Below are 20,581 nucleotides of genomic sequence, written 5' to 3'. Positions count from 1 at the left end.
TGTCCGCTTATGGTGGCGCCCTGCCCCACCGCTCTACTTACTCACCGGCGTTCTCATCTTCAAACCAGGGAGCGCGGGCGGTCATGATCAACTGAGCCGCTTGCTCTTCGTTGATCCCTTCAATATCCAGCAAGTCATCCACCGCTTGTTCGGCAAGGTCTTCCATGGTGACAATGCCACGGGAGGCCAATTCCACCGCCAGATCGCGGGTCATGCCGTCCATACCCAGCAAGTCGTCGGCGGGTTCGGCCGATTCAAATTTCTCTTCGGACACCAGCGCGCGGGTCAACAAAGCGTCCTTGGCGCGCTGGCGCAACGCTTCGACGACATCTTCGTCGAAGCCTTCAATGGCGAGCATTTCCTCGGTGGGCACATAAGCCACTTCCTCCAGGGAGGTGAAGCCTTCTTCCACCAGAATCGCCGCCACATCTTCATCCACATCCAGCAGGCTCATGAAGGTTTCCATGGCCACCTGGGCTTCTTCCTGCTGTTTGTTCTGCGCATCATCGAGCGTCATCACATTCAGCTCCCAGCCGGTCAGCTCGGAGGCGAGGCGGATGTTCTGACCGCTGCGTCCGATGGCCTGGGCCAGGGCGGATTCGTCTTCCACGGCGATGTCCATGGAATGACTTTCTTCGTCCATCACGATGGACGCTACTTCCGCCGGCTGCATCGCATTGATTACCAACTGTGCCGGGTTATCGTCCCACAGCACGATGTCGATGCGCTCGCCGGCGAGTTCATTGGACACCGCCTGCACGCGAGCACCGCGCATACCGACACAAGCCCCCACCGGATCGATGCGCTGATCGTTGGTCTTCACCGCGATCTTGGCGCGGGAGCCCGGATCGCGGGCGGCACCTTTGATCTCGATCAGTTCCTCGCCGATCTCCGGCACTTCGATCTTGAACAATTCGATCAGCATCTCCGGGCAAGCCCGGCTGGCGAACAATTGCGGGCCGCGATTTTCTTCGTTCACGCCCAACAGATAAGCGCGTACACGGTCGTTCTGGCGCACGCTCTCACGCGAGATCATGTGCTCACGGGTGATCAGCGCTTCGGCATTACCACCCAGATCCAGAATGATGGCGTCACGCGTGGCCTTCTTCACCGTGCCACTGATCAGCTCACCGATGCGGTCGCGATATTCCTCGATCACCTGATGACGCTCGGCCTCACGCACTTTCTGCACGATCACCTGCTTGGCGGTCTGGGCACCGATACGGCCGAAGGCCTCGGATTCCACTTCTTCCTCGTAAACGTCGCCAATCCGCAGGTTCTCGTCGTGCTCGTGGGCCTCGTCGAGAGTCAGCTGTCTGCCGAACTCATAGAGGTCTTCATCGGGCACCACATGCCAGACGCGGAAGGTGCGGGAATCACCGGTAACCCGGTCGATGTGCACGCGGATCTCCACGTCTTCTTCCTTGAAACGTTTTTTGGTTGCCGCCGCCAGGGCCAGTTCGATGGCCTCGAAAATGACGTCACGACTGACGCCTTTCTCGTTGGAAACGGTTTCCGCTACCAGCAGGATCTCTTTGTTCATGGCCAGGCCTTTACAAAGGTTTTTTCAGGTCACGCTCAGTCGAAGCGTGGCTCCAGACGAGCGCGGTCCACCTGACTGTAAGGAATACGCAGAGTGTCGCCATTGAGCATCACCACCAGCGTATCACCATCGACAGCCACCAGAGTCGCCATCATCTTGCGCTTGCCCGCTACCGGGGCCAACAGTTTCAGTTGCACCTGCTCGCCGAGGTAACGTTCAAACTGGGAAAGTTCGAACAGCGGCCGATCCATGCCCGGAGAGGACACTTCAAGGTTGAACTCGCCGGGGATAGGGTCTTCCACGTCGAGCACGCCACTGACTTCATGGCTCACCGCGACACAATCGTCCACGGTGATGCCGGCTTCATGATCAATGTACAGACGCAATACCGCGCCACGCCCCTGCAGGTATTCGATACCCCAGAGCTCGTAGCCCATGTCGTTGACTACCGGAGCCAGCAGCTCCCTGATCTGTTCCGTGCGTTTTGACATTGCCTTGATTCCGGCGCCAGAAACAAAAAATGGGCGTAACGCCCATTCCCACTCGCCATCCCGGCTTTGAATAACAAAAAGCCCCTACGATGAGGGGCTTTCTTACCACAGAACCGGGATGCGGTTCCGTTAAGTGGTAGCGGGGGCAGGATTTGAACCTACGACCTTCGGGTTATGAGCCCGACGAGCTACCAGACTGCTCCACCCCGCACTAAATCGCGGCGCACATAGTATGTATTCGTGCCGCCGTTGTCAATGCAAACTCAAAAAAAGTATTTATTTTTCCGAGTCTTAACCGCGGCATCATCGCGGAGCCATTAACCCTGGCCAGGGAATTCGAAGGGCCTCGAAAAGCGCCTTCGATGTTACTACCAATGCACCCCTTTCCTGACCCGGAAAGGGTGACCAACCGTGAGAATGGCGGTTGCAAAAAGCCCATTCCAAATTGGTGCCGAAGGCCGGACTTGAACCGGCACGAGCGTAAGCCCACTACCCCCTCAAGATAGCGTGTCTACCAATTCCACCACTTCGGCAAAGAACCTGGTATCACTCGGATTGAGAACCAGCCTGACTCTCATCCAGGGGCGGGGATTCTACATCACTCGCCGGCACATCTGAAGTGCCTTTTTCAGAACTTTCCATAGTCGGAGCATCGCCCTTACCGCTGGCAGGCACATCGGTGCCCGCGGCCGGAACATCGCTTTGGCTATTGGAAGGCACATCGGAGGATTGCGGCACCGCCGGTGCATCACTTTCCGGCACATCCAGTTCATCAACGGTTTCCACCATCGGCAAAATACTGGAGTTCTGGGCGACCTCGTTACGAGCCATCCAAGCCAGGGCCAGACTGGTGATGAAGAACACCGCAGCCAGCACCGCCGTGGACCGGGTCAGGAAGTTCGCGGAGCCCGCGCTGCCAAACACCGTCTGCGAACCGCCGCCGCCAAAAGAGGCGCCGGCATCGGCACCTTTGCCGTGTTGAATCAGGACCAGGCCGATCAGACCCAGAGCCGTCAACACGTGGACCACATGAAGCACAATATCCATAAGTAACCGTTTATTCCGCCGCGAGACAAATTGCGCTGAATTCATCCGCGCTCAGTGAGGCCCCGCCGATAAGACCACCGTCAATATCCGGCTGGGCGAACAGAAGGGCGGCATTATCCGACTTTACACTGCCGCCGTAAAGCAGCCGGATGCGGGAAGCCACACTTGCGTCCTCCGCGGCCAGCGCCGCGCGTAAACGGGCGTGCACTTCCTGGGCTTGCTCAGGGGTGGCGGTTTCACCGGTACCGATCGCCCAGACCGGCTCGTAAGCCACCACTGCCTGGTCGAAAGCGCCGATGCCAGCCACGTCCAGCACCGATGAGACTTGCCGTACCACTACCTGCTCGGTCTCGCCCGCCTCCCTTTCGCGCAGCGTTTCACCGACGCACAGGATCGGTATCAGCCCTCCCTGCTGGGCACGAAGAAACTTCTCACCCACCAGTTCATCATCTTCACCGTACAGGGCACGGCGCTCGGAATGCCCTACTATTACGTACCGGCAGCCCAGATCGGCGAGCATTTCCGCGGAGACTTCGCCGGTGAAGGCGCCATCCTCGTGGCTACTCACGTTTTGCGCGCCAATTTGCACCCCGCTGTCGCCCAGAGTGCGGGCCAGAGCCGCCAGATAGGGAAACGGCGGACACACGGCCACTTCTGCCCGACTGTTCCGCAATCCACTCAGGGAAGCGCCCAGAGCCTCCACCATGTCCAACCGGCCATTCATCTTCCAGTTACCGGCTACCAGCGGCGTTCTTGTCATTCACTTGTTCCCGTATTCAGCGGTCAGGCGATAATCGCCTGCACCTGTTCCGCCAGACGCTGGCAAAGGCGCTCCACCTGCGCGCCATCCAACCCTTCCACCATGACCCGCACCAGCGGCTCGGTACCGGAAGGACGCAACAGCACCCGGCCCTTGCCGGCCAGCTCCGCCTCCACGTCACTCACCGCCTGCCGCAGCTCGGGGCGCTCCATGAAACCATCGCGATTATCGCCGCGCACATTAATCAGAGTCTGCGGCACCAGCGGCGCTTCCGCCACCGCATCGCGCAGCCCCCGACCTTCCCGGCTCAGTGCCGCCAGCACCTGCAACGCCGCCACCATGCCATCACCGGTGGAGGTACGATCCAGACACACCAGGTGCCCGGAAGACTCACCGCCGAGCAGCCAGCCGCGACTGTCCAACTGCTCCATGACATAGCGATCGCCAACGTTGGCACGGACGAACGGGATCCCCTGCTGCTCCAACGCCAGCTCGAGGCCATAGTTGGACATCAAGGTTCCCACCACACCACCGTGCAGGGCACCATTGCGCTGACGATCACGGGCGATCACGTACAACAGTTGATCGCCATCCACCACCTCACCCTGATCGTCCACCATGATCAGGCGGTCGGCATCGCCATCCAGGGCAAGACCGAGATCGGCGCCACTCTCCAGCACCTTGCGCTGCAGAGCCTCGGGGCTGGTGGAGCCGCAACCCCGGTTAATATTGAAGCCGTCCGGGGTGTTGGCCATCGGCAGCACATTGGCGCCCAGCTCTTCCAGAACATCCGGAGCGATGTGGTAAGCGGCACCGTTGGCGGTATCGACGACGATGGTCAACCCGGCCAGACTCAGCCCCGGCGCCGTGCTTTTGACAAACTCGATATAGCGGCCACGGGCGTCATCGATACGCCGCACCTTGCCGATGCGATCCGAGCCGACCACCGAGATCGGCTCATCCAGCATATGCTCGATGTCCTGTTCGATCTGATCGTTCAGCTTACGGCCATCCGCGCCAAAGAACTTGATGCCGTTGTCGGTGTAGGGGTTGTGGGACGCCGAGATGACGATCCCGGCCTGGGCATGCAGGGTGCGGGTCAGATACGCGATTCCCGGCGTCGGTATCGGCCCCAGCAGCCGCACATCCACCCCGGCGGCGGAAATGCCCGCCTCCAGCGCCGACTCGAACATGTAGCCGGAAATCCGGGTGTCCTTGCCGATCAGGATCTTGCTGCCGCCACGCGCGGCCAGCACACGGCCGGCGGCCCAACCCAGCTTGAGCACAAAATCCGGGGTAATGGGCGCTTCACCCACGGTGCCACGGATCCCGTCCGTACCGAAATATTTACGACTCATCCACTGTCTCCATTACAGCGCGGGCAAAGCGCACGCTGTCCACGGTCTCTTTGACATCATGGGCACGCACGATCAACGCACCCCGTTCAACACACATCACCGCCGCCGCCAGCGAACCGGGCAAGCGCTCGTCCACCGGCCGGTCCAGTACTTTTCCGACCATGGATTTGCGCGACAACCCCACCAGTATCGGCAGCCGCAAACGTTGGAGCTGGTCCATTTCCGCCAGCAGCTTCAGATTGTGGTACACGGTCTTGGCGAAACCAAAGCCCGGGTCCACCAGCAGCCTGTCACGGGCAATCCCCGCGGACACACACACCGCCACCCGCTCCTCCAGGAACTGGATCACCTCGGCGGTGACGTCCTGGTATCGGGGATCATCCTGCATGTCCCCGGGCTCGCCGCGCATATGCATCAGGCATACGGGCAAGCCAGCTTCCGCCGCCGCCTGACAGGCGCCCGCACGGCGCAATGAGCGCACATCATTGATCAGACCCGCGCCGGCGCGGGCGGTTTCACGGATCACACTCGCGGTACTGGTATCCACCGACACCAGAGCATCCAGTTCGCGGGTCAGGGCTTCCACCACCGGCACCACGCGGTCCAGTTCCTGCTGTTCGGATACCGGATCGGCGCCGGGGCGGGTGGACTCTCCACCAACATCGATGATGGCGGCGCCGTCGGCGAGCATCTGCTCCGCCCGACGCAGAGCCGAGTCCAGGGAAGTGAATTGGCCACCGTCCGAGAACGAGTCCGGGGTGACATTAAGGATACCCATAACGACGGGCGCGGACAGGTCCAGTGTCCGCGCCCCACAGGTCAGTTTAGTGATCTGGCGCATCAGTGAGTATTGGCGGGTCCACCGATGGGGTCGTCGCCGGGCTTGGCGTCGTCGGAGGCGTTCTCGCCAGAAGAGGAAGCACCACTTCCGGGCCCTTGGTCGCGCCAGTCCTTCGGCGGACGGGGCTTGTGTCCGGACATAATATCGTTGATCTGCTCGGCATCGATGGTCTCGTACTGCATCAGCGCTTCGGCCATCAGATCCAGCTTGTCCCGGTTATTCTCCAGAATTTCCTTCGCTCTTGCGTAACAGCGATCAACGATGGAACGCACTTCCCGGTCAATTTCCTCGGTGGTCTGCTCGGACATATGCTTGCGCTGGCCCACCTGCTTACCCAGGAACACCTCGCCTTCGTCTTCCTCATAGGCCAGCGGTCCCATTTTCTCGCTCAGGCCCCACTTGGTCACCATAGCCCGGGCCAGCTTCGTGGCCCGCTCAATGTCGTTGGAGGCGCCGGTGGTCACACCGTCAAACCCAAGCGTGATTTCCTCGGCGATACGGCCGCCAAACAGAGAACAAATGGACGATTCCAACCCTCTCTTGGACTGGGAATACTTGTCCTCTTCGGGCAGATACATGGTCACACCCAGGGCACGGCCACGAGGAATGATGCTCACCTTGTAGACCGGATCGTGGTCCGGCACCAGCCGGCCGACAATCGCGTGGCCGGATTCGTGATAGGCGGTGTTCAGCTTCTCTTTCTCACTCATCACCATGGAGCGGCGCTCGGCGCCCATCAGGATCTTGTCCTTGGCCTTCTCGAACTCCTCCATGGTCACCACCCGCTTGTTGGCGCGGGCGGCGAACAGAGCGGCCTCGTTGACCAGGTTGGCCAGATCGGCGCCGGAGAAGCCCGGGGTACCACGGGCGATCACACTGGCGTCCACGTCCTCGGCCACCGGCACGGGACGCATATGCACTTTCAATACATGTTCGCGGCCACGGATATCGGGCAGCGGCACGGTCACCTGACGGTCGAACCGGCCCGGACGCAGCAGCGCCGGATCAAGCACATCGGGACGGTTGGTGGCGGCGATGACGATGATGCCGTCGTTGGCGTCAAAACCGTCCATCTCCACCAGCAACTGGTTCAGGGTCTGCTCGCGCTCATCGTGGCCACCGCCAAGACCCGCGCCACGGGAACGGCCCACGGCATCGATCTCGTCAATGAAGATAATGCAGGGCGCGTGCTTCTTGGCCTGATCGAACATGTCGCGCACCCGGGAGGCACCGACACCAACGAACATTTCCACGAAATCGGAACCGGAGATACTAAAGAACGGCACCTTGGCCTCGCCGGCGATGGCCTTGGCGAGCAGGGTCTTACCGGTCCCCGGAGACCCCACCATCAACACACCGCGAGGGATCTTGCCGCCAAGCCGCTGGAACTTGGCGGGATCGCGCAGGAACTCCACCAGTTCCTGCACCTCTTCCTTGGCTTCCTCGACACCGGCCACATCCGCGAAGGTGGTTTTGATCTGATCTTCGCTCATCAGCCGCGCCTTCGACTTACCAAAGGTCATCGGCCCGCCGCCACCTTTGCCACCGCCCTGCATCTGCCGCATGAAGAAGATGAAAATGGCCAGGATCAACAGGATCGGCAGCACCGACAGGAACAACTGGGTCAGGAAGCCCTGACGTTCCGGCTCCTTGCCGACCACATCCACTTTATTCTGGATCAGGGTGGGAATCAGATTGGTGTCCAGCGCCGGCGGTTTGACCGTTTCGAACTTGCCGCCATTCTTCATTTCACCGGAAATCCGGGTATCCCCGATGGTTACCCGGGCCACCTTGCCACTCTCCACGCTCTCAATGAAGGAGGAGTAGTTCAGCATCTGCTGACTGGGCTGGGGGTTGATGCTGGAGGCCACCACATAAAGGACCCCGGCAATCACCAGCCACAGTACGATGTTCTTGGTCATGTCGTTCAAGGGAGACCTCGATTCGTTCGGGCGCAAGTGCGCATACTGACTTCTAAACCTTACACTATTTCAGGTGCCACCCCAATTGATACACTTCATTGGAGCGAGGGCGGCTGGCCGCCGGCTTGCGGCTCACCACCCGCCGAAACCGGCTCTGAAGACTCCGCCGATACTCATCGAAGCCCTCTCCCTGAAACACCTTGACCAGGAAAACGCCGTCCGGTTCAAGGACGCTCTCCGCCATATCCAGAGCCAGCTCGGCCAGATACATGGCCCGCGGCAGGTCCACGGCACGGTTACCACTCATATTGGGGGCCATATCGGACATTACAAGGTCCACTTTGTGCCCCCCCAGGCTGTCCAGGATTTGCTGGTAGACCGCCTCCTCACGGAAATCCCCCTGGATGAAGGCGACATCGGGAATCGGGTCCATGGCCAGAATATCGCTGGCCACCACCGTTCCCCGGGAACCGACCAGCCGGCCAGCCACCTGGGCCCAGCCGCCGGGGGCGGCCCCCAGATCCAGCACACGCATGCCGGGCCGGAACAACTTGTCTTTTTCGTGGATCTCCAGCAGCTTGAAACTGGCCCGGGAGCGGTAGCCCTCGGCCTGGGCGCAGGCCACCCAGTGGTCGTCAAAATGCTCTCGCAACCAGCGCTGGCTGCTTTTTGATCTGGCCATAAAGGTTCATCCTGTTACCCGGTCCGGATGCCCACCCGAGGGAATAGTGCCTGAGGCCCCGGTGATGATTGCAGGGCAGCAGCCGCGTACCTAGAATAGCGCCCCCGATTTGGAGAACACCATGCCTTTGAGCCCACAGGACAGAAAGCGCTTGCGCACCATCGGCCACCACCTGAAAGCGGTGCTGCAGACCGGCGACAAGGGCCTGACCGAATCCTTCACCGAGGAATTGAACCGGCGCCTGGAAGACCACGAGTTGGTCAAGGTGCGCGTCAACGCGCCCACCCGCGACCAGCGCACCGATCTGGTGAACGCGCTGTGCGAGGCCAGCGGTGCCGAGCTGATCCAGCGTATCGGCAACATCGCCCTGCTTTACCGGGCGGCCGCCAAGCCCAACCCCAAGCTGTCCAATATCCTGAGAGCCCAGGACTGAAGCGGGGGCTCCCGGTCCGGACCGCGGCCCCGCGCGAGCGCCTTACAGGTGCTCGACCTTGTCCACCTCGTACTCCCGGGTGCCTCCCGGGGTGTCGATTTGCACCACATCGCCTTCCTCCCGACCGATCAGGCCACGGGCGATGGGTGAATTGACACTGATCTTGCCTTGCTTGATATCGGCTTCGTCGTCACCCACGATCTGGTAGACCTTCTCTTCATCGGTGTCCACGTCGATGATGGTCACGGTCGCGCCGAAAATGACCTTACCGGTGTTATCCAGTTGGGTAATATCAATGATCTGAGCGGCGGACAGCTTGCCCTCGATCTCGTTGATACGCCCTTCGCAGAAGCTCTGCTGTTCGCGGGCGGCGTGATATTCCGCGTTTTCCTTCAGATCACCGTGCTCACGGGCGTCGGCGATGGCCGCGCTGATACGGGGCCGTTCCACCTTTTTCAGATGGTCCAGCTCCTTGCGCAATGCTTCGGCACCACTGACCGTCATCGGAATGCGTTGCATAGGTTCAACCTCAAATAATCATCCGTGGGTAGCGCGGGGCACCCGGCCCCGGGTACCCCGTACAATTAGATTTCGGCGTGCAAGTCCTGCAGCCGACGCACCTGCGGCTCATCACGCAGGGCCATGGCCTGGCACACCGCCTGCGCGGCGGTGATCGTGGTGGTGTAAAACACCTTGTGCTGCAGGGCGGAGCGGCGAATCGCAAAGGAATCGCGGATCGCCTGCTTGCCTTCAGTGGTATTCACGATCAGCGCCACGCCGTCGTTTTTAATCATGTCGACAATATGCGGCCGCCCCTCGAGCACTTTATTGATCGGTGTCACCGGCAGTCCCGCTTCGGCGATGACCGCCGCGGTACCGCGGGTAGCGACCAGCTCGAAGCCCAGCTCACTCAGGGTGCGGGCCACGTCCACCGCCGCGGGCTTGTCCACCTCGCGCACGGAAATGAACGCCGTACCTTCCTGCGGCAAACGTTCGCCGGCCCCCAGGGATGCCTTGCCGAAGGCTTCGGCGAAACTGCTGCCAATACCCATCACTTCGCCGGTGGATTTCATCTCCGGACCGAGAATGGGGTCCACTTTCGGGAATTTGGCGAACGGGAAAACCGCTTCCTTGACGAAATAGTGGCGCGGCGCGACCTCCGAGGTAAAGTCCTGATCCTTCAGACTGATCCCCACCATGCAACGGGCGGCCACCTTGGCCAGTGAAACGCCGATGCATTTGGACACATAAGGCACGGTCCGGGATGCCCGCGGGTTCACTTCGAGCACGTAGACATCCTCGCCCTTCACCGCGAACTGCACGTTCATCAAGCCGACCACGCCCAGTTCGAGGGCCATGGCGGCGGTCTGCTGACGCATCACGTCCTGCACGCTATCGTCCAGGGAATACGGTGGCAGCGAGCAGGCGGAGTCGCCGGAATGCACGCCGGCCTGCTCGATATGCTGCATGATCCCGCCGATAACCACATCGGATCCATCGCAAATAGCGTCCACGTCGACCTCAATGGCGTCGTCCAGGAATCGGTCCAGCAGCACCGGAGAGTCGTTGGAGACACTCACCGCGTTGTTCATGTAGCTGCGCAGTTCCGCCTCGTTGTAAACGATTTCCATGGCCCGGCCACCCAGAACGTAGGAAGGCCGCACCACCAGCGGATAACCGATTTCTTCCGCCAGCTTCAGGCCTTCTTCCAGGGAACGGGCGGTGCGGTTCGGCGGCTGCTTGAGGCCAAGCTTGTTGACCATCTGCTGGAAGCGCTCGCGATCTTCCGCTTCATCGATGGCGTCCGGGCTGGTGCCGATAATCGGCACGCCCGCCGCCTGCAGAGCCCGCGCCAGTTTCAGCGGCGTCTGCCCGCCATACTGCACAATCACGCCCTTGGGCCGCTCGACGTCGGCAATGGCCAGCACGTCTTCCAGCGTCACCGGCTCGAAGTAGAGACGGTCGGAGGTGTCGTAATCGGTGGACACGGTCTCCGGGTTACAGTTGACCATGATGGTCTCGTAACCGTCGTCCTTCATGGCGAAGGCGGCATGCACGCAGCAGTAGTCGAACTCGATGCCCTGACCGATCCGGTTCGGACCACCGCCGATCACCATGATCTTGTCACGGTCGGAGGGGTTCGATTCGCATTCCTCGTCATAGCTGGAGTACATGTAAGCGGTACTGGTGGGGAACTCAGCGGCGCAGGTATCCACCCGTTTGAACACCGGCCGCACGCCCAGGTCCTGGCGCTTGCTGCGTACATCCGCCTCCCGCACGCCCAGCAGTTGGGCCAGGCGGGCATCAGAGAACCCCTTACGCTTGAGACGGTACAGCGTGTCACGGCTCAGATCAGTGAACGTGAAATCCACCAACCGGCTTTCCTCGGCGATCAGGTCGGCCACCTGCACCAGGAACCAGCGGTCGATCTTGGTCAGCGCGTACACGTCGTCCACACCAAGACCGCTACGGAACGCATCCCCAATCACCCAGATGCGCTCCGGCCCCGGCGTCGACAGCTGCTGGGCGATACGCTCGGCGGCGTCCGGCGCATCCAGATCCACTTTCGGATCGAAACCCACGGAGTCCACTTCCAGTCCGCGCAGGGCCTTGTGCAAGGACTCCTGGAAATTACGGCCGATGGCCATGACTTCGCCCACCGACTTCATTTGCGTGGTCAGCACCGGATCCGCGTCGGCGAACTTCTCGAAGTTGAAACGCGGAATCTTGGTGACGACATAATCAATGGACGGCTCGAAGGAGGCCGGGGTCGCGCCACCGGTGATATCGTTTTGCAGCTCGTCCAGGGTGTAGCCCACCGCCAGCTTGGCCGCCACCTTGGCGATCGGGAAGCCGGTGGCCTTGGAAGCGAGCGCGGAGGATCGCGACACCCGCGGGTTCATCTCGATCACCACCATGCGGCCGGTATCCGGGCACATGCCGAACTGCACGTTGGACCCACCGGTTTCCACGCCGATCTCACGCAGTACCGCCAGGGAGGCATCGCGCATGATCTGGTATTCCTTGTCGGTCAGGGTCTGCGCCGGCGCCACGGTGATGGAGTCGCCGGTGTGCACGCCCATCGGGTCGAAGTTCTCGATGGCACAGACGATGATGCAGTTGTCGTTGCGGTCACGCACGACCTCCATCTCGTATTCCTTCCACCCCAGCAGCGACTCATCGATGAGCAGTTCGTGGGTGGGAGACAACTCGAAACCCCGGGTACAGATTTCCTCGAATTCTTCCTTGTTATAGGCCACCCCGCCGCCGGAGCCGCCCATGGTGAAGGAAGGACGGATGATCGAGGGGAAGCCCAGTTCCGCCTGAATCTCCCAGGCTTCGTCCATGGTGTGGGCAACCCGCGCGCGCGGACATTCCAGGCCGATGTTCTTCATCGCCTTGTCGAAGCGATCGCGGTTCTCCGCCTTGTCGATGGTGTCGGCATTGGCGCCGATCATTTCCACGGCGAACTTCTCAAGCACGCCGTGGCGTTCCAGATCCAGGGCGCAATTCAACGCGGTCTGGCCACCCATGGTGGGCAGCAGCGCGTCCGGGCGCTCCTTCTCGATGATCTTGGCCACCGTCTCCCAGGTAATGGGCTCGATATAGGTGGCGTCGGCCATGGCCGGATCGGTCATGATGGTGGCCGGGTTCGAGTTCACCAGGATCACCCGGTAGCCTTCCTCTCGCAGCGCCTTGCAGGCCTGGGCACCGGAGTAATCGAACTCACAGGCCTGGCCGATCACAATGGGACCGGCGCCGATGATGAGGATGCTTTTGATGTCTGTTCTCTTGGGCATTTTTGCTGACCGTCGGACTCTGGTTAATTCGTTACCGGGTTAATTCATTGCCGGGCCGGACGTCGGGGTGCGTGGCGTCCGGCGCGTCTCAGGCGCGGTGCGCCTCCATCAACTCGATGAAGTGATCAAACAGGGGAGCACAGTCGTGGGGGCCGGGACTGGCCTCCGGGTGCCCCTGGAAGCTGAACGCCGGCACATCAGTGCGATGCACGCCCTGCAGCGTACCGTCGAACAGCGACACATGAGTCACTTTGAGATTGTCCGGCAGGGTCTCCGCGTCCACCGCGAAACCGTGGTTCTGGCTGGTGATCATCACCGTGCCGTCTTCCACGTTTTTCACCGGGTGGTTGGCGCCGTGGTGGCCGTTCTTCATCTTCATGGTGCGGGCGCCGCTGGCCAGACCGAGCAGCTGATGCCCCAGACAGATGCCGAACAGCGGCAGCTTACGCTCCAGAATCTCGCGGATTGCCTGGATCGCGTAATCACAAGGCTCCGGATCACCGGGGCCGTTGGCCAGGAAGACGCCGTCCGGGTTCATCGCCAGCACCTCGGACGCCGGGGTCTGGGCCGGCACCACGGTCAGCTTGCAGCCGCGGTCCGCCAGCATCCGGAAGATATTGCGCTTGCAGCCGAAATCGTAGGCGACCACGTTAAACAGGGCCTCCGCCTGAGCCCGGTGGCCTTCGCCGCGAACCCAGGTGCCCTCGGTCCAGGTATAGGACTCGCTGACGCTGACCTCCTTGGCCAGATCCATCCCCTTGAGACCGGGGAAGGCGCGCGCGGCGGCCAGGGCTTTTTCCTCGTCGATATCGTCACCGGCGACGATACAGCCGTTCTGAGCCCCTTTTTCCCGCAGGATGCGGGTCAGGCGGCGGGTGTCGATATCGGCGATGGCCACGATGTTTCGCTGTTCCAGGTACTCCGGCAGGGACTGCTCGGCACGCCAGCTGCTTACCGTCAGGGTCAGATCCCGGATTATCAGGCCGGCGGCCCACACCCGGGAGGACTCTTCGTCCTCCTCATTGACGCCGGTGTTGCCAATATGCGGATACGTCAGCGTGACGATCTGCTTGGCATAGGACGGGTCCGTGAGGATTTCCTGATATCCGGTCATCGCGGTGTTGAACACCACCTCACCCACGGTCTCACCCGTGGCGCCAATGGCAACACCCCGAAAGAGACTGCCGTCTTCTAATGCGAGTATGGCGGGTACCGTCAACGCAACCTCCAAGGCTGATAGGGTTCCGGGTTGTCCGCGTGGACGCCGTGGCGGGCGGGCGAGACACCGTTTACAGCGGACAAACCCTTGGAAGATTCGGGGCGGGGGCCGGTCGCAAAAAAGCGAGGTGGATTCCTCCACCTCGCTTTTTCATGTTATTCAGCGATTCATGCGCCCCACGCGCCCTCAGGCTTGGCCTATTCTAGTGCTTTCGGCCGCCAGTGTCACGGGCGGAAACCCGCCAGCGGCACCGTGGCGGCCAATCTCAGCGGGCGCCCCAGCCGGCACTCTCTCCCGCCAGCCCAAGCACATCCTGCATATCGAACAACCCCTTGGGCTGAGCGCCCAGCCACAGAGCGGCGCGTACTGCTCCGCGAGCAAAGGCCATGCGGCTGGATGCCTTATGGGTAATCTCCACCCTTTCGCCCTCGGCGGCGAACAGGACGGTGTGATCGCCGACAATGTCACCGCCACGGATGGTTTCGAAACCGATGGTCTGACGGTCACGCTCACCGGTGCGGCCCTCGCGGCCGTACACCGCGCACTCCTTGAGGTCCCGCCCCAGAGTCTGGGCCACCACTTCACCCATGCGCAAAGCCGTACCGGACGGCGCATCGATCTTATGGCGGTGATGCGCCTCGATAATTTCTATGTCGACGTCATCGCCGAGCACGGCAGCGGCGGTTTCCAGCAGCTTGAAGCACAGATTCACCCCCACCGAGTAGTTCGGCGCGAAGCAGATCGCCACCTCCTCGCTGGCGGCGCGCAACCGCGCCTTCTGTTCATCGTTCAGACCGGTGGTGCCAATGACCAGGCGGCTGCCGGCCTGGCGGCAGGTCTCGATGTTGCGCGCCGTCGCTTCCGGGACGGTGAAATCGATGAACACATCGGCCTGACCCGCCAGCGCGGCAAGGTCATCGCCCACGGTGACGCCCAGCTTGCCGGCGCCCACCAGTTCACCGGCGTCAACCCCGATCAGGGAAGAACCCGGCACGTCCACCGCCACCGCCAGTTCGGTTTCCGGATTGGCCAGCGTCGCTTCGATGAGCATACGCCCCATGCGCCCGGCGGCGCCGATGATGCCTACTTTCATGGTATTCATCCGTTGGATCAGAAGGTTGCCCTTAAAGCCCGTCGAAAAAGCGTTTCACGCCTTCGAACCAGCTGGTTCGGCGAGGATTGTGCCGGTCACCGCCCTTGTCCAGGGAGGACTGCAGTTTGCGCAGCAGATCTTTCTGCTCGCTACTCAGCTTCACCGGGGTTTCCACCACCACCTTGCAGATCAGGTCGCCCGGCGGGCCACCTCGCACCGGGGTCACCCCTTTGCCGCGCAACCGGAACAGCTTACCGGTCTGCGTCTCCGGCGGCACCTTGAGTTTGACCTTGCCGTTCAAAGTCGGCACATCCTGTTCACCGCCCAGGGCGGCGTCCACGAAGCTCACCGGCACCTCGCAGTGCAGATCGCTGCCGTCACGCTTGAAGATCTCGTGCTCGCGCACCGCCACCTGCACATACAGGTCGCCGGCAGGCGCCCCGTGCATGCCCGCTTCACCCTCACCGGCCAGACGGATACGGTCACCGGTATCCACTCCCGGCGGGATCTTCACGGACAGCGTCTTGGTATTCTGCACCCGACCCTGCCCGCCACAGTTGCGGCACGGATTCTTGACGATCCGGCCTTCGCCGTGACAAGCCGGACAGGTCTGCTGCACGGTGAAGAAGCCCTGCTGCATGCGCACCTGCCCCATACCGTTACAGGTGGGACAGGTCACCGGCTCCTCGCCGGCTTCGGCGCCGGTGCCGTGGCACACCTCACAGCTGTCCCAGGAGGGAATACGGATCTTCTCCTCGCAGCCGCGCACCGCCTGTTCCAGGCTGAGTTCCAGGGTATAGCGCAGATCCGCGCCACGGGCCGGCCCGCGGCCACCGCGGCCGCCGCCACCGAAGATGTCGCCAAAAATATCGCCGAAGATGTCGCCGAAGCCACCACCAGCGAAACCTCCGGCACCAGCTCCGCCGAAGCCGCCCTGCCCTTCCACTCCGGCATGGCCGAAGCGGTCGTAGGCGGCTCGTTTGTCCTCGTCGGACAGGACCTCGTAGGCCTCCTTGGCTTCCTTGAATTTGGCCACTGCCTCGGCGTCATCCGGATTACGGTCCGGATGGTATTTCATCGCCAGGCGTCGATAGGCCTTTTTCAGATCCTGCTGACTGGCGTCCTTGGACACCCCCAGCACTTCGTAATAATCGCGTTTGGACATAGTGAGCCTTTATATGGCGCCAGACGCCGAACGCCGGACGCTTGGCACTGCTCTCGGCAGCGCCCCGCGCCCGGCGTCAACGTCCGACGGATTTCGACTTACTTCTTCTTGTCGTCATCCACTTCTTCGAACTCGGCATCGACCACATCATCTCCGGCCTGCTTGCCTTGTTCATCACCGGCGTTGCCGCCCTGGGCCTGCTGCGCCTCCGCATACAGTTTCTGTGCCAGGGAACCGGACGCCTCGGTAAGCGCCTTGGTCTTGGCCTCGATATCGTCCTTGTCGTTGCCCTTGAGCGCGGCTTCCAGATCAGAGATGGCTTTGTTGATCGCCTCTTTCTCTTCCTCAGTGGCCTTGTCGCCGGCTTCCTCCAGGGTCTTGCGAGTCGCGTGGACCAGGTGATCCGCCTGATTGCGGGTCTGCACCAGTTCCTCGAACTTGCGATCCTCGTCGGCGTGGGCCTCGGCGTCGCGCACCATCTTGTCGACCTCGTCATCGGACAGGCCGGAAGACGCCTTGATCTGGATCGTCTGCTCCTTGCCGGTGGCCTTGTCCTTGGCGCCCACGTGCAGAATACCGTTGGCGTCGATATCGAAGGTCACCTCGATCTGCGGCACGCCGCGCGGCGCCGGCGGAATGTCTTCCAGGTTGAACTGCCCCAGAGACTTGTTCTGCGCCGCCTGCTTACGCTCGCCCTGCAGCACGTGCACGGTCACCGCGGTCTGGTTATCGTCCGCCGTGGAGAACACCTGCGACGCGTTGGTCGGGATAGTGGTGTTCTTCTCGATGATCGGCGTCATCACGCCGCCCATGGTCTCGATACCCAGGGTCAGCGGGGTGACGTCCAGCAGCAGCACGTCTTTAACGTCACCGCTGAGCACCGCACCCTGAATGGCGGCACCAATGGCCACGGCCTCATCCGGATTGACGTCCTTGCGCGCTTCCTTACCGAAGAACTCGGCCACTTTTTTCTGTACCAGCGGCATCCGGGTCTGACCACCCACCAGGATCACGTCGGTGATGTCGGACGCTTTCACGCCGGCATCGTTGAGCGCGATCTTGCAGGGCTCCAGGGAGCGGCTCACCAGCCCCTCCACCAGGGATTCCAGTTTGGCCCGGGTCACTTTCACCACCAGGTGCTTGGGACCGGTGGAATCCGCGGTGATGTAGGGCAGATTCACTTCCGTCTGCTCGGCGGAGGACAGCTCGATCTTGGCCTTCTCGGCGGCTTCCTTGAGGCGCTGCATGGCCAGCGGGTCGCCGCCCAGATCGATGCCGGAGTCCGCCTTGAACTGATCCGCCAGGAAGTTGATCAGCGCCAGGTCGAAATCCTCACCACCCAGGAAGGTATCACCATTGGTGGCCAGCACCTCGAATTGGTGCTCGCCGTCCACTTCGGCGATCTCGATGATGGACAGGTCGAAGGTACCACCACCCAGGTCATACACCGCGATGGTGCGATCACCGCCCTTCTTGTCCAGGCCATAGGCCAGGGCCGCGGCGGTGGGCTCGTTAATGATCCGCTTCACGTCCAGACCGGCGATGCGGCCGGCATCCTTGGTGGCCTGACGCTGAGAATCGTTGAAGTACGCGGGCACGGTGATGACGGCCTCGGTCACCGGCTCACCCAGATAGTCCTCCGCGGTCTTCTTCATTTTCTTCAGCACCTGGGCGGAAATCTGCGGGGGCGCCATTTTCTCACCCTTCACGTCGACCCAGGCGTCGCCATTGTCGGCCTTGGTGATTTTGTAGGGCACCATCTTGATGTCCTTCTGCACCACCTCGTCTTCAAAACGGCGACCAATCAGGCGCTTCACCGCGTACACGGTGTTTTGCGGGTTGGTCACCGCCTGCCGTTTGGCGGCCTGACCCACCAGCACCTCGTTGTCCTCGGTGTAGGCGATGATGGACGGCGTGGTGCGCGCGCCCTCGGCGTTTTCGATCACCTTGGTCTTGTCACCTTCCATCACAGCCACACAGCTGTTGGTGGTGCCAAGGTCGATACCAATAATCTTACCCATAACGTCTGTTTCTCCTTCACACGATCCGAATGCCAAAGGCCACCCGGACAGTTGAACCTCAATGAACTTGCCAGCTATATGGCGGCGCCCCGAGTCTTTTCAAGGGAGCCGGATCAACCTTCCGCCTTACTGACCACCACCCGTGCCGGACGGATCAGGCGGCCGTTGAGCAGGTAGCCTTTCTCCAGTACGTCAATCACGGTGTTGGGCTCCGCCCCGGGGGCCGGAATCATCGTCATTGCTTCGTGACGCTCCGGATTGAAGGGCTCGCCGTGGGGATCCACCTGCTCCAGGTTGTGCCGGCCGAAGGCGTCCATCAGCACTTTCAGCGTCAGCTCCAGCCCCTCGCGGGCGGGTTTGAGCGCCTCATCCTCGGCATCCAGGGTGGACAGGCCACGCTCCAGGCTGTCCGCCACGGACAGCAGATCACCGGCGAATTTCTCCAGGGCGAACTTATGGGCGTTCTCCACCTCGCGCTCGGCACGGCGGCGCACGTTCTGGACTTCCGCCTGGGCGCGCAGGTCGGCTTCGGCCAACGCTTTCTCCAGACGCTGCATCTGCTCCTGCGCTTCAGCCAGCTGCCGGGCCGCATCCGGCTCCGCGCCGGCCTCTTCGCCAGCCACCTCGGCGGCAGGTTGGGGGTTCTCCAGTTCGGAATCCTGGGTCACCGCCTCATCTTGGGGTTTCTGTTTGTCCTGATCGCTCATATCCACTCCAAAATACCCGAATGCGGGATCCATCTCGGGAAAGCGGGCAAAGATATGGGAACAGGTTGAGCGGATTCAAGGGCAAGCGAGAAAGCAGGTAACAGTTAATATTGAAGAGTTAACAGTGCGCGCGAGGACACCTCCGAGTACCAATGCCGTGCCCGCGCCCTCCCTTTTCGCGGAGCCGGGCCGCTATTCACTGTTCATTATTCACTGTTCACTGCTTTTCACAGTTGATTGAGGGCGGCGGACAGGATACGGGCGGTGATATCCACGGTGGGGATGACTTTTTCATAGTCCATGCGGGTGGGGCCGACCACGGCCAGCACGCCCACCGGGCCGTTTTCCAGCCGATACGGCGCCGACACCAGCGAATACTCCTCGAACGGCTGGTAGCCGGACTCCCGGCCGATGAAGATCTGCACGCCATCGGCTTTCATGCTGCGTTCCAGCAAGTGCAGGATATCGCGCTTGTGGTTGAAGGCATTGAACAGATCGCGCAGCTTGTCGATGCTGTCAGCCTCGGCGGAATCCAGCAGATTGGATTCCCCGGACACCACGTAATCGGATTCTTCGTCCCCGGACTGCCTCAAGGCCTGACCGGCCACGTCGAGGGTGGTCCGCATCAGCGCGTCCATCTGCGCCCGGTCCGCGGCCATGGTGCTCAACAGGCCGTCGCAGATGGCGTCCAGGTCACAACCACCGTAGGTGTAATTGATGTAGTTGGCGGCCTGGCGCAATTCACTCTCATCGTACTCGCGGGCGGTATGGATGATACGGTTCTGCACCTCGGAACGGTTCACCACCAGAATCACCAGCACGCGCTGACCGGACAGCGGCAGGAACTCCACCTGCCGCAGTGTGCTGACCTGACGCCTTGGCGCCGCCACCAGACCGGCCATGCGGGTCAGTTCCGCCAGAGTGCGGGATGCCTGGGACACCAACTCCTGCGGCGATTGATCCGGTGCCAGCAACTGGCGCAATTCGTCACGCAACTGCTGGTGATCCGGGCTGCGCATGGCGCTGGACGCCAGCAGCGTATCCACATAAAGGCGATAACCCCGCTCGGTGGGCACCCGGCCCGCCGAAGTATGAGGGCTGATCAATAACCCCAGATCCTCCAGTTCCGCCATGATATTGCGGATGGTCGCCGGACTTACTGCCAGGCCGCCCCCCTGGGCCAGGGTTTTCGAGCCCACTGGCTGACCGTCACGGATGTGACGCTCCACCAGGGCCATGAGTAACCGTTGCTTGCGTTCGTTGAGTTCCACAGCTGCCTTTTGTCACCCACTACTGCCAATCGGGATGGGCGGAGCGCCCACCCACTGCCGATTGTTGCCAGCGAAACGGTCGCCGTCCAGTGTTACTCCTCTTCACCTTGCAAACGGCAGGCTCTTACGCTGACGGCCGGAATCGCCTAACATCAACGGGGCACTGGCCAGAATAACAGTTGTCCGAGCAGCGCGGCGCACACCGCCGCGCCACCCGATGCAAACGCC

General features: G+C 61.7%; 17 protein-coding genes and 2 tRNA genes. 1 reads left to right on the top strand and 18 read right to left on the bottom strand.

Going from position 1 to position 20,581, the window contains the following annotated elements; translation table 11 throughout:
* Positions 1–37 precede the first annotated feature (37 nt).
* The 10 genes from nusA to rlmE all read right to left on the bottom strand — a co-directional run bounded on the left by nusA (position 38) and on the right by rlmE (position 8,644).
* Entirely contained in the window at positions 38–1,543 is a 1,506-nt protein-coding gene (nusA, locus tag MA04_RS05475; protein ID WP_163126937.1) for a transcription termination factor NusA, read from the bottom strand.
* 35 nt (positions 1,544–1,578) lie between these two features.
* A complete protein-coding gene (gene rimP, locus MA04_RS05470; RefSeq protein WP_163126938.1) occupies positions 1,579–2,034 on the bottom strand; it encodes a ribosome maturation factor RimP in 456 nt (151 codons plus the stop codon).
* Positions 2,035–2,168: 134 nt separating this feature from the next.
* A tRNA-Met gene (locus tag MA04_RS05465) sits at positions 2,169–2,245 on the bottom strand.
* 235 nt (positions 2,246–2,480) lie between these two features.
* A tRNA-Leu gene (locus tag MA04_RS05460) sits at positions 2,481–2,567 on the bottom strand.
* Positions 2,568–2,580: 13 nt separating this feature from the next.
* A complete protein-coding gene (gene secG, locus MA04_RS05455; protein ID WP_262459713.1) occupies positions 2,581–3,081 on the bottom strand; it encodes a preprotein translocase subunit SecG in 501 nt (166 codons plus the stop codon).
* Positions 3,082–3,091: 10 nt separating this feature from the next.
* Positions 3,092–3,841 carry a triose-phosphate isomerase gene (tpiA, locus tag MA04_RS05450; protein WP_262459712.1) on the bottom strand — a complete coding sequence of 250 codons (750 nt, stop codon included), beginning with the start codon at positions 3,839–3,841 and terminating at the stop codon, positions 3,092–3,094.
* Positions 3,842–3,864: 23 nt separating this feature from the next.
* A complete protein-coding gene (gene glmM, locus MA04_RS05445) occupies positions 3,865–5,199 on the bottom strand; it encodes a phosphoglucosamine mutase (RefSeq protein WP_163126941.1) in 1,335 nt (444 codons plus the stop codon).
* Complete coding sequence (gene folP / locus MA04_RS05440) at positions 5,189–6,040, bottom strand: dihydropteroate synthase (protein WP_163126942.1); 852 nt, start codon at positions 6,038–6,040, stop codon at positions 5,189–5,191. The genes glmM and folP overlap by 11 nt, the downstream gene beginning before the upstream one ends.
* Positions 6,040–7,962, bottom strand: a complete 1,923-nt coding sequence (gene ftsH, locus MA04_RS05435; protein WP_205475452.1) for an ATP-dependent zinc metalloprotease FtsH — start codon at positions 7,960–7,962, stop codon at positions 6,040–6,042. Before ftsH ends, folP begins: the two co-directional genes overlap by 1 nt.
* 64 nt (positions 7,963–8,026) lie before the next feature.
* Positions 8,027–8,644 (bottom strand): 23S rRNA (uridine(2552)-2'-O)-methyltransferase RlmE, encoded by a 618-nt coding sequence (gene rlmE, locus MA04_RS05430; RefSeq protein WP_262459710.1) that lies wholly within the window; start codon positions 8,642–8,644, stop codon positions 8,027–8,029.
* Positions 8,645–8,765: 121 nt separating this feature from the next.
* On the opposite strand from rlmE, the gene MA04_RS05425 reads away from it, so the two are divergent.
* Positions 8,766–9,077: a YhbY family RNA-binding protein gene (locus MA04_RS05425; protein ID WP_022993548.1), complete on the top strand. Its 312-nt coding sequence runs from the start codon at positions 8,766–8,768 to the stop codon at positions 9,075–9,077.
* A gap of 42 nt (positions 9,078–9,119) precedes the next feature.
* Here MA04_RS05425 and greA read toward each other — a convergent pair whose 3' ends face one another.
* The 8 genes from greA to hrcA all read right to left on the bottom strand — a co-directional run bounded on the left by greA (position 9,120) and on the right by hrcA (position 20,353).
* The gene (gene greA / locus MA04_RS05420; RefSeq protein WP_022993549.1) at positions 9,120–9,596 is read right to left on the bottom strand and encodes a transcription elongation factor GreA; all 477 of its coding nucleotides are present in this window, start codon (positions 9,594–9,596) and stop codon (positions 9,120–9,122) included.
* 65 nt (positions 9,597–9,661) lie between these two features.
* Positions 9,662–12,877 (bottom strand): carbamoyl-phosphate synthase large subunit, encoded by a 3,216-nt coding sequence (gene carB / locus MA04_RS05415; protein WP_262459709.1) that lies wholly within the window; start codon positions 12,875–12,877, stop codon positions 9,662–9,664.
* Positions 12,878–12,965: 88 nt separating this feature from the next.
* Entirely contained in the window at positions 12,966–14,096 is a 1,131-nt protein-coding gene (carA, locus tag MA04_RS05410) for a glutamine-hydrolyzing carbamoyl-phosphate synthase small subunit (RefSeq protein WP_163126945.1), read from the bottom strand.
* A gap of 265 nt (positions 14,097–14,361) precedes the next feature.
* Entirely contained in the window at positions 14,362–15,189 is an 828-nt protein-coding gene (dapB, locus tag MA04_RS05405; RefSeq protein ID WP_163126946.1) for a 4-hydroxy-tetrahydrodipicolinate reductase, read from the bottom strand.
* A gap of 31 nt (positions 15,190–15,220) precedes the next feature.
* Entirely contained in the window at positions 15,221–16,354 is a 1,134-nt protein-coding gene (gene dnaJ, locus MA04_RS05400) for a molecular chaperone DnaJ (protein ID WP_262459708.1), read from the bottom strand.
* Positions 16,355–16,452: 98 nt separating this feature from the next.
* Positions 16,453–18,375 (bottom strand): molecular chaperone DnaK, encoded by a 1,923-nt coding sequence (gene dnaK, locus MA04_RS05395; RefSeq protein WP_163126948.1) that lies wholly within the window; start codon positions 18,373–18,375, stop codon positions 16,453–16,455.
* Between the two features lie 113 nt (positions 18,376–18,488).
* A complete protein-coding gene (grpE, locus tag MA04_RS05390) occupies positions 18,489–19,082 on the bottom strand; it encodes a nucleotide exchange factor GrpE (RefSeq protein ID WP_163126949.1) in 594 nt (197 codons plus the stop codon).
* Between the two features lie 227 nt (positions 19,083–19,309).
* Positions 19,310–20,353 carry a heat-inducible transcriptional repressor HrcA gene (hrcA, locus tag MA04_RS05385; protein WP_163126950.1) on the bottom strand — a complete coding sequence of 348 codons (1,044 nt, stop codon included), beginning with the start codon at positions 20,351–20,353 and terminating at the stop codon, positions 19,310–19,312.
* Between the last annotated feature and the right edge of the window lie 228 nt (positions 20,354–20,581).

It is taken from the genome of Alloalcanivorax balearicus MACL04 (genome assembly GCF_025532145.1).
GTDB lineage: Bacteria > Pseudomonadota > Gammaproteobacteria > Pseudomonadales > Alcanivoracaceae > Alloalcanivorax > Alloalcanivorax balearicus.
This window is presented reverse-complemented; position numbering and strand designations above follow the sequence as displayed.

Bases quoted from the DNA above. Each gene is read 5' to 3' on its own strand.
- folP (WP_163126942.1), bottom strand. From the start codon at position 6,040: ATGCGCCAGATCACTAAACTGACCTGTGGGGCGCGGACACTGGACCTG.
- rimP (WP_163126938.1), bottom strand. From the start codon at position 2,034: ATGTCAAAACGCACGGAACAGATCAGGGAGCTGCTGGCTCCGGTAGTC.
- glmM (WP_163126941.1), bottom strand. From the start codon at position 5,199: ATGAGTCGTAAATATTTCGGTACGGACGGGATCCGTGGCACCGTGGGT.
- grpE (WP_163126949.1), bottom strand. From the start codon at position 19,082: ATGAGCGATCAGGACAAACAGAAACCCCAAGATGAGGCGGTGACCCAG.
- dapB (WP_163126946.1), bottom strand. From the start codon at position 15,189: ATGAAAGTAGGCATCATCGGCGCCGCCGGGCGCATGGGGCGTATGCTC.
- carB (WP_262459709.1), bottom strand. From the start codon at position 12,877: ATGCCCAAGAGAACAGACATCAAAAGCATCCTCATCATCGGCGCCGGT.
- secG (WP_262459713.1), bottom strand. From the start codon at position 3,081: ATGGATATTGTGCTTCATGTGGTCCACGTGTTGACGGCTCTGGGTCTG.
- MA04_RS05425 (WP_022993548.1), top strand. From the start codon at position 8,766: ATGCCTTTGAGCCCACAGGACAGAAAGCGCTTGCGCACCATCGGCCAC.
- tpiA (WP_262459712.1), bottom strand. From the start codon at position 3,841: ATGACAAGAACGCCGCTGGTAGCCGGTAACTGGAAGATGAATGGCCGG.
- ftsH (WP_205475452.1), bottom strand. From the start codon at position 7,962: ATGACCAAGAACATCGTACTGTGGCTGGTGATTGCCGGGGTCCTTTAT.
- dnaJ (WP_262459708.1), bottom strand. From the start codon at position 16,354: ATGTCCAAACGCGATTATTACGAAGTGCTGGGGGTGTCCAAGGACGCC.
- rlmE (WP_262459710.1), bottom strand. From the start codon at position 8,644: ATGGCCAGATCAAAAAGCAGCCAGCGCTGGTTGCGAGAGCATTTTGAC.
- greA (WP_022993549.1), bottom strand. From the start codon at position 9,596: ATGCAACGCATTCCGATGACGGTCAGTGGTGCCGAAGCATTGCGCAAG.
- nusA (WP_163126937.1), bottom strand. From the start codon at position 1,543: ATGAACAAAGAGATCCTGCTGGTAGCGGAAACCGTTTCCAACGAGAAA.
- dnaK (WP_163126948.1), bottom strand. From the start codon at position 18,375: ATGGGTAAGATTATTGGTATCGACCTTGGCACCACCAACAGCTGTGTG.